The 12,675-nt window shown below is 69.9% G+C and carries 11 protein-coding genes; 7 read left to right on the top strand and 4 right to left on the bottom strand.

Features of this window, described 5'->3' with window-relative positions:
* The first annotated feature begins 2 nt into the window (after positions 1-2).
* From WME79_RS43420 to WME79_RS43390, 7 genes are all read left to right on the top strand, one after another.
* A complete protein-coding gene (locus tag WME79_RS43420) occupies positions 3-509 on the top strand; it encodes a hypothetical protein (protein WP_437527648.1) in 507 nt (168 codons plus the stop codon).
* 68 nt (positions 510-577) lie between these two features.
* A complete protein-coding gene (locus tag WME79_RS43415) occupies positions 578-1,105 on the top strand; it encodes a hypothetical protein (RefSeq protein WP_437527645.1) in 528 nt (175 codons plus the stop codon).
* A gap of 10 nt (positions 1,106-1,115) precedes the next feature.
* The gene (locus WME79_RS43410; RefSeq protein ID WP_437527642.1) at positions 1,116-1,490 is read left to right on the top strand and encodes a PAAR-like domain-containing protein; all 375 of its coding nucleotides are present in this window, start codon (positions 1,116-1,118) and stop codon (positions 1,488-1,490) included.
* 6 nt (positions 1,491-1,496) lie between these two features.
* Positions 1,497-2,162, top strand: a complete 666-nt coding sequence (locus WME79_RS43405; protein WP_437527639.1) for a hypothetical protein — start codon at positions 1,497-1,499, stop codon at positions 2,160-2,162.
* Between the two features lie 13 nt (positions 2,163-2,175).
* Positions 2,176-2,964, top strand: a complete 789-nt coding sequence (locus tag WME79_RS43400; protein WP_437527636.1) for a hypothetical protein — start codon at positions 2,176-2,178, stop codon at positions 2,962-2,964.
* Positions 2,961-3,998 carry a type VI immunity family protein gene (locus WME79_RS43395; RefSeq protein ID WP_437527634.1) on the top strand — a complete coding sequence of 346 codons (1,038 nt, stop codon included), beginning with the start codon at positions 2,961-2,963 and terminating at the stop codon, positions 3,996-3,998. Before WME79_RS43400 ends, WME79_RS43395 begins: the two co-directional genes overlap by 4 nt.
* Before the next feature lie 10 nt (positions 3,999-4,008).
* Positions 4,009-5,025, top strand: coding sequence for a DUF2169 family type VI secretion system accessory protein (locus WME79_RS43390; protein ID WP_437527632.1), 1,017 nt, complete (start codon positions 4,009-4,011; stop codon positions 5,023-5,025).
* 6 nt (positions 5,026-5,031) lie between these two features.
* On the opposite strand, the gene WME79_RS43385 is transcribed toward WME79_RS43390, so the two are convergent.
* Genes WME79_RS43385 through WME79_RS43370 form a run of 4 tightly spaced genes read right to left on the bottom strand, consistent with a single transcriptional unit; the run spans position 5,032 to position 12,557 of the window.
* A complete protein-coding gene (locus tag WME79_RS43385; RefSeq protein ID WP_437527629.1) occupies positions 5,032-7,272 on the bottom strand; it encodes a type VI secretion system Vgr family protein in 2,241 nt (746 codons plus the stop codon).
* Positions 7,273-7,279: 7 nt separating this feature from the next.
* The gene (locus tag WME79_RS43380; RefSeq protein ID WP_437527626.1) at positions 7,280-9,460 is read right to left on the bottom strand and encodes a type VI secretion system Vgr family protein; all 2,181 of its coding nucleotides are present in this window, start codon (positions 9,458-9,460) and stop codon (positions 7,280-7,282) included.
* Positions 9,461-9,463: 3 nt separating this feature from the next.
* Positions 9,464-11,662 (bottom strand): type VI secretion system Vgr family protein, encoded by a 2,199-nt coding sequence (locus tag WME79_RS43375; protein WP_437527624.1) that lies wholly within the window; start codon positions 11,660-11,662, stop codon positions 9,464-9,466.
* 19 nt (positions 11,663-11,681) lie between these two features.
* On the bottom strand, positions 11,682-12,557 hold the full coding sequence (locus WME79_RS43370) for a hypothetical protein (RefSeq protein WP_437527621.1): 876 nt from the start codon (positions 12,555-12,557) through the stop codon (positions 11,682-11,684).
* Between the last annotated feature and the right edge of the window lie 118 nt (positions 12,558-12,675).

Raw genomic sequence — 12,675 nt, 5'->3', positions numbered from 1 at the left:
AGATGACGGAGAAGGCGCCTCTCGCGCAGATCCCCGGCGGTCCGAGCCCGGCCGAACCGGTGCCGCGCACGCCGGTCCAGGGGTTCGACCTCGCGACGTACGCTGCCCTGGCGGTGAGGCTCGCCGAGGGCGGCGAGCCGCGCGCGGTGGCGCTGGCGCGCGCTGGCCTCGACGAGGCGCGCTGGCTCTCGATCGAGAAGGCGTGGCTGCTCCGGATCGCGACCTCGCTCTTGCAGCAGGATCTCACGCTCAGCCAGGAGCTCGAGGACGCGAGCGCGGCCGCGCGCGCGGCGCTCCCGCCACCTCCGCCGCTCGCAATGGAAGAGTACGCTGCTCTCGTGGCCGGGATCGAGGCCGGGCGCGATGCGGGCGTGCTCCTCGCCGGAGCGAAGCTGACACCCGCCGCGTTCGCTCGGCACAAGCTCACATGGGAGGCGCGGCTGGCCTCCGACGTGGCGCTCCGTGCGTCGTTCCAGGCCATGGTGGAGCAGAAGAAGCGGACGATGTGACCGCCGCGAGCGTCTGGTCACGGCTGGCCCCGTCCGCTATTCTCGCACGCTGTCGGAAGGGGTGAGCGATGGCCATCGCGGACGCGAAGATTGCCGGCTCCATCGGGCTCGAACCGGACACCTCGGCGGACGAGGGGGCGCCGACGAGCGACGCGCGGGCCGTGCGGCGGGCAGCGCCGGCGCTGCCGGCGATCGCGGCGGTGCGCATCGAGGGCTTCGACGAAGCCACGGGAAAGGCCGTCCTGCGCGCCGACGGCGAGGTGGTGGGGGCGGCGATCGATCCGGCGGTGAGCGTCTCGGTGCTGCGCACCGCGATCGCCCGTGAGGAGCGTGTGATCGTCGAGGCCCACGACACCGGGTGGGTGGTGATCGGCGCGCTGCGGACCGCGGCGACGCCCGGCGTGGACGAGGGCGACGAGTTCCGGATCAAGGCGGGGCGCGTCACCATCGACGCGAATCACGAGCTCAGCTTCGTGACAGGCGCCGCGAGCCTCGTGCTCCGGGCCTACGGCCATGTGGAGACGCTTGCGGAGAACATCACCACCCGCGCCTCGAGCATGCACAAGATCATCGGGCGCATGATCCGGCTCAACTAGGGAGGCTCACATGCCGCTCGCGAACCAGCACAAGCTCGTCGCCTGCATCGCCTCGGGGCACGTCGCCGTGAGCCAGGGCCCGAACGACGTCTGCAAGACACCTGCGCCGCCGGCCCCGTCGCCCGTCCCGCTGCCGTACCCGAACGTCGCCGTGTCCGCGACCATGGGGCCCGGGTACACGACGAAGACGCTGGTGATGGGCACGCCGATGTGGACGAAGAAGGGCAAGACAGCCATCTCCAACGGCGATCAGCCCGGCGTCGCGCTCGGGATCGTCAGCAACAAGATCATGGGGATGTGCGAGATCACGATGGCGTCGAACGACGTCTACGCCGAGAACGGCGCGGTCACGCGCACGCTCGACTCGTCGCTATCGAACGGCTGACGCGCCATGTCGGCCCAATCGAGCGGCACGGTGACGAACGGTCCGGGGACCGGCGCCCCGGGCGGCGACAAGGATCCGTTCTGCGAGACCTTCGTCACGACGCTGCACGAGTGGTGCGGGACGGAGCCCAAGGTCACGCCGTGGTCGAACGGGAAGAAGATCCGGCCGAGCTTCAACAACATGTACTTCAAGAATCTGGCGAAGAACTACCCAGATATCTTCAAGAACATGATGAGGGAGGTCCCGCTCATCGTGAAAGACATCGGCACGAAGACGGCGCCCAACGTCGTCGCCATCTTCCGCGCATCGTCGGTCCCGGCCGGCCATGCCCTCTCCGGTCTGGCTGGGGCCTTGCTCGGCGCCTACAACCCGGCGAACGGACCCAACTGGACCTCCATGCGCGATGGCATGTTCAAGGCATTTTACAGGCAACCCCAGGTGGGGCCATACAAGCCCGCTTTTCCAGACGGGCTCTCCAAGGACGGCAAGACCTGGCTCGAGATCAAGCGTCCGCTGGACAGCACAGACGAATTTCAGGAGGCACAACACAAGAAGTTCAAAGAGACAGGCGGCACGGTCCACGAGGCCGGCTGCAACTGCCCAGGGGCCAACTGCAAGAACGGGAAAGACTGCCCGGAAGGGTATCCGCCGGCCGATCCCCCTCACTGGTGAAGGATTCCACGTCATGCCGATCCTCGATGGTCTCGAGTTTACCCAGGCCAGCCTCCGGGTTCGCTACCGGGCGAGCCTCGATCCGCAGATCGTCACCCTCTCGGTCACGACCCAGGGGGTCGCGAGCTTTCCTTACGCGCAGCTCATCCTGCGCAAGCTGCTCACCTCGATCAACGCGGGGAGCGCCGGCGGCTCGCGCTTTCCCCCCACCGCCGGCGCCGCCATCGTCGTCGACGAGTCGCCCGAGCTGCACGGCCCGAACTATCTCTGGAGGGTCCGACTCGCCGCCGTGGATCCGCTCTTTCTGCGCACGATGGTGGAAGAGCTCCGGTACGCCGGGGCGGGACATGCGGTGACGTCGATGGAGATCTCCGGCTCGCTCCCGCTGGACGACACCGCGCTCTCGGTGCGCGAGGACGACGTGAAGCGCTGGCTCGACAACCCCGGCGCCTACCTGGAAGAGTGGCCGAACCCGGGTTTCCCCATCGTCGAACGGGGGCGCTGGGCGATGTTCCGCTTGCAGCTCGATGCGCAGATCACCGGCGAGCTGCGGCGAAAGCTCGATCTCGTCGCGCTCGGCTGGCTCGATGCCGTCTCTTCCTACCTCTGGGCCACCGGCGAGTACGAGGCGGGCAACATCGATCGCTGCATGCCGCGCTGCGGTTCGAGCAAGGACGAGTTCTCCGCCGCCTATCGCGATTTCTACTTCTCGCCCGTGCCGGCCCGTGCCCGGCTCGTCAACGCGCTCTCGCGCTTCCACCACACCGTGGCGCCCATCGCGCTCGCGACGATCTCCCCATGAGGAAACCTGCCATGGTCGATCCGCCTCCGCCGATCGTCGAGAAAGACGGCATCCCCAAGGTCTACAGCGCGCTCGGGGCCTTCTTTCACCTCGAGCACATCGAGCCGGACGACGAGGCGCGCCTCGATCGGGTGAACGACCTCGTCCACGACTGGTTCGGCGAGCGGCTCACCTTCACGGATGCCCCCTTCGTCGGGGGGATTCCACCGTTCCGGAGGGCCGATCTCGATTACATCTCCGGCTATTGCCGGACGCTGGAGCTGCCGGCCGATCCAGAGGAGAGAGCGGCAGCGCTCAGCTTCGACTTCGGCCGCGACGGCTATTCGCTGCGGTGCTGCGGCGGGGCCGAGCGGAGCCACGCTTCTCCGTACGGCTACGGTTTCTGGGCCACCTTCGGCGGCAGCGAGGCCGAGGTTCGGATCCCGGCGTGCTCGATCCTCCGCTTGACGGTGCCGGACACCTGGCCTCACGAGGATTTCGCCGCGCGCGTGACCGCAATCGCGCGCGAGCTGCGCCTGCGCTGGGCCGCCGCGGGGCTCACCTACGCGACCTGGAAGGTGTATGGATATCAGGTCGAGGACGAGGCCATCTACGCCCACGCCCGGCGCTACCTGGGCTATGACGTCCCTCATTATCTCAACTCGACGGTGCAGCTCTTCGACGCGATCCGGTCGGTCAACTGGCTCACGTTCGTGGGGCCGGCCCTCGCGGGCCGCCTGCGCGAGGCAGGGCAGAAGCTCGAGAGCGCCGGGCCGCTCCAGGTGAGCTCGGTGGGCAGCTCGGTGTTGATCCGCGCCGGCGATCGGCCCGAGCGCGGCGACGTCAACCGCCTCCAGATCCCGCAGGCCTATCAGGCGGCCGACGCGCTCGTGCGGCCCGTGCGCGCGAGCGGGACGCCCGCGCAGAGCCTTGTGCTCTTCGGATCGCCGTGGAGCGTGGCGGAGACCTCGGAGTGGCTCCAGCGCTTCGGCAAGGGCGGTGTCCTGCCGCCGCCGCCTCCGCCAGCGTCGCCCGACGACGATATCCCGTTCTGACGGGCTCGCCATGAAGGTGCAGAACATCACCCGAGGGCGCCACTACGCCGTTCCCATCAAGGACAAGACCGGACGCGCGCACCTCGTCACCCTGCTCAAGGTCACCTTCGCCGCCGGCCCGACAGGCCGGGTCGAGCTCGTCGACGAGGGCGCCGCCGAGGTGGATCTCGTCGACACCTACAACGGCGAAGACGCCGCGAAATCCAGCATCCGGCGGCCGTCGCAGATCTTCGACGCAAAGCCCGGCACCGACGTGATCCTGCTCGGCCACGCGCATCCTCCGCTGCGCGGCAAGGCCACACACGTCGATGTCACGCTGCGCTTCGGGGCCATTGCGAAGACGGTGCGAGCACATGGCCTTCGCGTGTGGAAGGCGGGGACGTTCGGCGGCGTGTCCCCCGGTCCGGCACGCCCCGTCAGCGAGCCCATTCCGCTTTGCTACGAGCTCGCCTGGGGAGGGATGGATCTCTCCGATCCCGAGCACCCGGTGGGGGAGCCGCGCAACTACGTGGGGCGCGGCGTCGCCCGCGATCCCGATGCGCTCGTGGGGCGGCCCGCGGCGCAGCTCGAGCACCCCGAGCACCCGATCGGCAGCCGCGATTGCGTGCCCTGGAGCTTCGGGCCGATCCACCGCCACTGGCAGCCGCGGGCGTCGTATGCGGGCACGTACGACGCGGCGTGGATGGAGACCAAGATGCCGCTCTTGCCCGACGACTTCGATCCCCGCTTCAACGTCTGCGTGCCGCCGGAGCAGTGGTCTCGGGTGCCGCTGCGCGGCGACGAGCCGTGCGAGATCCTGGGGGCCACGCCGGAGGGCGCCTGGCGCTTCCAGCTCCCGCGCTTCGCCCCGGGGTTCTCGAGCTCGATCCGGGGGCGCGTGCAGGATCACCGCACAACCCTCGATACGATCTTGATCGACGCCGACGCCATGCGCGTCGAGCTCACCTGGCGCGCCGCGATCCCGCTGCCGCCGAAGCTCGAGATGATCGAGCACGTGCGGGTGATAGAGAAGAAGATCCTCGCCTGAGGTGCGTCAGGCGTCCTCGACCATCGGCGCCAGCTCGGCCTGCGGCCCGGTGGCGGTGAGCTTGATCTGGCTCGCCTTGATCACCACCTGACCGGCCGAGAGGGTGACGCTCGATCCGCCCACCTTCATCGCGATGCTCGCCGCGTTCATCGCCACGGCGCCGCCCACGTTGATCGACAGGCTCGACTTGCTCGACAGCACGATCTCGCTGGCGGCGTTTGCGGCCCAGGCGCCGCCCACCGTGGTCGCCTTGACGCCGCCGACCTTCACCGCCACGTCCGCGGGGCTCGCCGAGATGAACGCTCCGCCCACCGTCGAGGCGCGGGCGCCGACCGTGACGTCGGTCTTGCCGGTCGCGACAGCCTCGATCTTCGAGCCGCCCACCGTGATCGACGCGACCCCGGCGGCGGCCATGGAGACGCCGAGCCCCGCCGCCTCGACGCAGCTGCCGCCGACGGTCTCGGAGAGCGCGGCCGGCGTGCTGTGGGCGACCACCATCGGCGTCATCGTGGTGTGGCTGCCTCCGATGGACAGCGAGCGCGCGCTGGTGACGGTCACCGACTCACCGCCGCCGATGGTCTTGGACCGCGAGCCGCCGACCGACCACGTCTGGGACGTCCCGACGGTGAGCCCGTGATCGGCGTCGACCTTCAGCGTTTCGTTGGCGCCCACCGTGAGCGCGTGATCCACGCCGACGCTGTGAATGGCCTTCGTGGCCACCTTCTCGGTCTTGTTGTTGGCGACGGCGAGGTTGAGATCCTTCTGCGCGTGCATGTGGAAATGCTCGCCGCCGCCGCTGTCGTCCATGCGGATCTCGTTATGGCCGCCGCCCCCCGGCGATGATCGCGATTTGAGCGATGATGTTGTCTTCTCCTTGGGCAGCGTGTAGGGCGGCTGCAAGGTGCGGTTGTACACGCGCCCCACAACGATCGGGCGGTCGGGATCGCCGTCCTCGAACTCGACGAGCACCTCCCAGCCGACGCGGGGGATGGCCACGGATCCGCTGGTGTGCATCTGGCCCACGCGGACCCAGGCCGAGCTCTTGTCGTCGCGCGAGCTGCGCCGATCCCAGAAGAAGTGCACCTTGATGCGGCCGAACTCGTCGCAGTGGATCTCCTCGCCGCTCGGGCCCATGACCCGGGCGAGCTGCACGCCGCGCACCACGGCCCGCGGCGTCCGCGGGAGCGGGCGATAGGCGGTGGCGCTCGGGAGCGCCTCGAATCGGTTGGAGAAGCTCACGGCTGTGCCCTGCGTCAGCCAGCGGTGCGTGACCTCGACCACCACCCACTCGCGCTCGAGGCCCGCGTCGGGCGCCTCCGTCAGCGCGAACGTGTGCCCCGGGGTCAGGGAGAAGACGTTGCTCTCGCCGGTGACGCGCGACGCGTCGGTATCCATGGCCTCGACGCGGAGCCGCGCGCGCCGCTGCCCCTCCGCGGGATCGACGTAGCGGCCGGGGTAGTCGTAATGCTCGCGATCGAGCGGCGCGCTGCCCTGCGCGGTGGCCTCGAGATCGAGCGCGGGGCGCTTGAAGTCGTGATCGCGGAGCGTCACCTTGACGGGCCGCAGGCGCTCGCGCTCCGTCAGGCGCAGGATCGCCTGGCGCGACGCGAGACCGCTCTGCGGGCGGAAGGGGATCTCGTGGTCCGGCGACGTGGCCGCATATGCCGACGCGCTGTCGCCGAAGACGAGCTTCGTCCCCTCCTCGGTGTGCTCGAAGAAGTAGAAGATGCCGTCCTCTTCCAGGATGCGCGACGCGAACGCGAGGTTCGTCTCGCCGAACTGCGTGCACACCTCGCGTGTCGGGTACGAGCCGGAGAGGCGGAACGAGAGGGTCGCCGCGTCGAGGCCCGCCTCGTCGAGGAGCGCCTGGACGATCTCGCGTGTCGTCTTCTCCTGGAAGATGCGGTGATCGGTGCTGAAGCCGAGGACCGCGAGCGTCGGCTCGATTGTCAGCGAGAACCTCGTGCCTTCGTCGGGGTGGCCGGCGCGGAGGCGGACGCGCGTGACCACGCCGAGGTACCGGCGCACCACTGCGCCGCTCGCTGTGTCGCCGACGAGGACCGCGGCGCTCTTCCACACCAGCGGGCGCGGGTCGAAATCGGCGATCGGCGCCTCGAGATCGACGTCGATGGAATAGAGTCGCGATATCCCCTCGGAGCACGTGACGGCTGTCACCAGGACGGCGCCTGGCTCGATGCCGTCCGCGGCGAAGACGAGCTGGTACACGGCGGTGCTCTCGGTCGTCATGGGATCCTCAGTTGTGGTGAATCTGCGACGCCTGCTTGGTGATCATCGCGCCGGGGCTCGCGAGCGAGGGCGCCTTCACCTCCACGCTGCTGCCGGTGATCGTGATCGACGCGGCGCCGCATCGGATGGAGATCTCCGAGTCGGCCTCGATCTCGATCGACGGCGCATTGGCGAGGAAGGCGCCGCCCACCGTGATCGCCAGCGCGCCGGTCGCCTGCTCGCTCGCGTTGCCGCCCGTCGCGATCACGTACGCTCCGCCCACCGTCTCGGCGAGCGCGCCCTTCACGCTGGTCTCGCAGCCCGAGGCGCCGACATGGATCTTGGCGCCGCCCACCGTCTCGGCCGCCGCGCCGCCCGTCATGTTCCCGAGGCCCGTGGCCGCGGCGGTGATCCAGCTCCCGCCGACGGTCACGCTCATCGAGCCCAGCGCCGCGCGGGAGACCCCGAGCCCCGACGCAGAGAGCATCGAGCCGCCGACCGTGAGCGTGCGCCCGCCCTTGGCCTCGAGCTTGGCGCCGGAGCTCACCGTGACCGAACGGGAGCCGCCGATCGACGCCGACTCCGAGCCGCCCACGGTGACCACGCGATCGGCCGATACGTTGAGCGTCTCGGAGGCGCCGATGGTGACGCTCTGGCTGGATGAGACAGAGGCCTTGAGCTTGCCGCCGACCTTGGTCTCGAGGTTCGAGCCCACGTCGTGCGTGTGGTTGACCCCGACCTTCTCCTGCTTGTTGTCGCCGATGACGACGTTCATGTCCTTCGAGGCATTGATGAAGATCTCCTCGGAGCCCTTCTTGTCCTCGAAGCGGATCTCGTTGGTCGAGCCCCCGCCGGGCGTGGTGGCCGTCTGCCACGCGGTGCGCGTCTTGTTCGCGGGCAGCGCATAGGGCACGGGGTGCTGGCCGTCGTAGAGGTGGGTGAGCACGAAGGGATCGTCGATATCGCCCTCGTGGTGGTGCACGAGCACGTCCCAGCCGATGCGCGGGAGGACCATCGATCCGCCGGTGGCGAACTGCCCGACGCGCATCCAGGTCGACGCCTTGTCATCGCGCTCTCCGCGGCGATCCCAGTGGAGCTGGACGCGCACGCGGCCGGCCGCGTCCGGGTGGATCTCCTCGCCGGGGGCGCCGACCACGACGCCGGTCTGCGGGCCGCCGGGCGTCTGGATCGCGTGCCGCACGCGCGGCGTGCGGAACGGGGTGGCCTTGGGGATCGCCGACCACGCGATGAGCGGGTTCTGCGTCTCCCCCGCGGTGAGGGTGATCGAGTCGAGGAGGTAGTCGCCGTTGAGCGCCGCGATCGGGTGCTCGGCGAGCTCGAAGACGAGGCCCGGACGGAAGCGGGTCGTCTCGGTGTAGCCGCGGAGCTGCGATCGGCGCGCGCGCTGGGCCTCGAGCTCAGCCTGCGCGCGCCGCTGGCCGTCCCGAGGCGCCCGGAAGCGGCCGGGGAAATCGTAGATCTCCAGAGCGCCGTCGCCGGCGCGCTCGTCGAGGAGGAGCCGCGGCTTGTCGAAGTTGTGGTCGCGCAGGCGCACGGCGCTCGACGTGAGGACCGACGCCCTGTGGACCCTCGTGACCGAGTCGGCCGTGGTGTTCAGGCCATGCCCTGCTCGGTACGGCACGCGGGCCTCTCCCTCGATCGGCGCGGAGGTCGTCGAGGTGTCGGAGAAGACAAGCACCGTCGCGTCGCTGGAAAACTCGAACCCATAATAGATGCCCTCTTCGGCCAGGAGCCGCTCGATGAAGGCCCAGTCGGACTCGCGGTATTGAACCCAGAACGGCCGAACGGTGTAGCCCTGCTGCGTCGACCACCGCACGGCGCTCGCGGGGACGCCCGCCTCGTCGAGCACCTGTTTCAGCACGTCGACGACGGTCATCTCCTGGAAGAGGCGGCAGTCTCGACCCACGGTGAGCGGGGCGACCTCCGGCGAGAGGGTGAGCTCGTAGATCGCGCCGCGCGTGGCCGGCGTGCGCGCGACCGCCGTGACGAGGCCATGGATCGAGAGCGCCTGATCGAACCCGTCGCGGAGCGTGAGCGTGAAGGGGCTGCCGAGCAGATCGCGCGCGGCCGGCCCTTCGATCTTCGAGGCGCGCGCGGTGAACGAGAACAGCTCGCTCAGCGCGGCCCGGCCCTGCACGTGGTGCAGCTCGAACGCCTCTCCCGCAGCCGTCAGCTCGATGATGCTCATCGCTCACCCCACGAGGTTCGGATTGCCCGAGATGGTGACCTTGCCCGACGCGTCGAGCGTCACCAGACCCACGAACGAGGCCGACGCCGGCGTCAGGTTGAGAATGCCGCCGCCTCCGAGGAAGTTGGCGACGCCCAGGACCCGAATGGCCACCTTGGGCGCAGCGATCGACACCTTGCTCCCCGCGTTGGCGCAGAGCACGCCGCCCACCGTCACGGCGGCGGCCCCCTTGGTGGCCCCCTCGCGGTTGCCGCCGGCCGCTTGCACCAGCACGCCGCCGACCGTCGCCGCCAGCGCGCCCACCACCGACTCGCTCACCGTCGCGCCGGAGACGGCGAGCTTGACCCCACCGATCGTCTCCGACTTGGCGCCGGCGATCGCCACGCCGACGCCTGCGCCTGCGGCGGAGACCATCGATCCGCCGACGGTCAGGCTGTGTGAGCTCGACGAGCTCCGGCTGACGCCGAGCGCGGCGAGCGTCGTGTGGCTCCCGCCGGTGGTCTCGGAGTCCGAGCCGCCGATGTTCATCTCGAGCCCGCTTCCGATGCTCACCGTCTCCGAGCCGCCCACGCTCTTGGTGCGATCGGTCGTGATCGCCACGCTCGCCGCCGCGCCCACGGTCGTCGACTCGTTTGCGCCGATCGAGACCGTCTCTTTCCCGCCGATGGCGACCTCGCTGTCAGAGCCCACCTGGAGCTTCTCGTCGACGCCGATGGTCTCGGCCTTGTTGTTGTTGGTCTGTCCGTCGTAGTCCTTCGAGGCGTTGATGAAGAGCTCCATCCCGCCCCCGCCGTCCTCCATGCGAAATTCGTTGGATTTGCCGCTCGCGGGGCTCGACGGTGTCTGGATCGCCATCCGCGTCTTCGCCGCGGGGTAACCGTACGGAGAGACCCTCTCCGCGTTGTACAGACGCGCGACCGCCACGGGGCGATCAGGGTCGCCGCCGACGTAGGCGATGGCCATCTCCCACCCCATGCGCGCGAGCGCCATCGATCCGCCGATGGGGAGCTGGCCGACGCGCATCCAGCACGAGCTCGTGTCGTCGTCCTTGCCTGCGCGATCCCAGAAGAACTTGCCCTTCATCCGGCCGAGCTCCTCCGTGTGGATCTCGGCGCCCGAGGGGCCCGTCACCACCGCGGAGTGGACGCCGGAGATGCGCGGCGGCGGCGCCGTGCGGGCCGGCCGGAACGGCCGATCCCAGGGGATCACGGTGATCTCGTTGGTGTAGGAGGACCCTCCGCCGTGCACCTCGATCCGGTGCTCCACGGCGGTGATGAGGTATCTCGTCGAGAGCGCAGGCAGCGCCGTCTCCTCGAGCTCGAACCACGCGCCCGCGCGGAACGCGAGGTGATTCGACGCGCCGGTGCCCACCGTCTCGCCGGCCTGGATCTCCTCGCTGCGGATCTTCGCGAGGATCTGGCCCTCCGCGGGCGTGCGGTGCCCGGTGAAGTACTCGAAGTGATCGCCGTGCCCGCCCGCGCCGTCGCTCACGGTGAGATCGACCATCGGCGTGTCGAAGTTGTAATCGCAGACCGTCGCCTTGGCCGGCACCGCGCGCGTCTCGAGCTCGAAATCGAAGACCCCGAGCCCCCGCGCGTCGGAGGAGACGAAGCGCACGCTCGATTCGCCCGTGATCGGCTCGAACGCGCTCTGCGCGTCCGCGAACGTGACGTGCGTCGATCCGTCGTTGTCCTGGATGACATAGAAGACGCCCTCGTGCTCGGCGAGGCGGGACACGAACGCGAGATCCGTCTCTCGATACTGAACGCAATAGGTCCGCTGGAACGGCTTGCGCTGGAGCGAGAAGCTCACGTGATCGGCCGGTATGCCGGCGCCGTCGAGCACCGCGGCGATGATCTCCTGCGCGTTCTTCTCCTGGAACATCCGCACGTCGGCGCGCAGGGCCAGGAGCGCCAGCTCGTGCGCGAGCTCGACGGCGACGCGGCATCGATCCTCGCCCTCCATGTCCTCGACGCGCGCGCCCGTGACGACCAGGTGGAAGTGTCGGGCGGCGGCGCCGTCGATGGAGACCGCGAGCGAGACGGGCGCGGCCATCTGCGCGTCCCAGTCGATGTCGGCCGGCGCCACGAGGTCGACGCTCGCGCGCGTGGGCTGGGAGAGCGCCTCGACGACGCGCGCCGAGAGGACGACCGCGCCGTCGAGCCCGGGGCCTTGGAGCGTCAGCGAGAGGGCTTGGGGCATCGTCGAGTTCCTCCGCCGATTACACGGTGATGATGTGCGTCCGGTACGCGGGCTCGCCCGAGAAGGTCGGCGGCAGTCCCCACCAGAGCGCGTGCCAGATGAACGTGCTCCCCTGGCCCTGCCAGGCGCCGGCCGGCAGGTGCGCTCCGACCCAGCGCTCCGCGACCGTCCAGCTATCGGCCATCATGGCGATGGCCACGTGCTGACGGTGCGGGCTCACCGCGAACGTGCCGCCGAGCGCGGGGTCGGTGTACTCGTGGCGGTGGGGGTGCGCCCTTCGCCAGCTCGCCCACGCGCCCGCGCTGGTCGTCGGCGAGCCGACGTTGCCCGCGCCGTGCGAGTCGGGCTGATCCGGCGCGCTCAACCGCTGCGCGCCGAAGAAGCGCTTGATCGCGTCCATGTTGGTGGAGTTCCGCCCGATGTTGCACGCGCGCAGCGCCACGTGCGCGAGCCGGAGGCCCTGGACCCGCCGCATCAGCGCGCGCAGCGACGCGACCTGCGCCGCGCTGAGGTTCAGCAGGGGGGCCGCCTCCGCGTCCGGCAGGGGCGCCAGCGCGCTGGTGCCCGGCGCGTCGGCGAGGACGCCCATCGATCGCGCGTCGGCGAGCACAAACTGCGCGCGCTGGCGATCGCGCGCTGGCACGAGCGGCTGCGCCCCGGGGACGAGCGGCATGCTGAGCCCCTCCGGCGTGCCGTGCTGCACGACGAGCGCGCCGCCGCCGCCTGCGAGCGTCGCCATGCTCGTGAGGAGCGACTCCAGCGTCATGCCGGGGAGGAGCACGCTGCTGTCGACGTGCATCGTCTCGGTGGCGCCTATCGCCTCGTTCGGGCAGCGGCGATAGAAAGCGTCCGCGAGCGGGTGCACCTGCGTGTCGATCAACGCAACGGAAGGCACCGTATCCCTCCCCCGGACGCGCTTATGGTCCGGCTCCTGCGCTTCGTCCCCTGGGACGTGCCACGAAGGATACACGACGGCTGGGCCGTTGACACCGTGCGGCGCCGTCGCAAACAAT

The organism is Sorangium sp. So ce726 (genome assembly GCF_051521405.1).
Taxonomy (GTDB): domain Bacteria; phylum Myxococcota_A; class Polyangia; order Polyangiales; family Polyangiaceae; genus Sorangium.
Note: the sequence above shows the minus strand (reverse complement) of the source record. Positions and strands in the feature narration are given on the sequence as shown.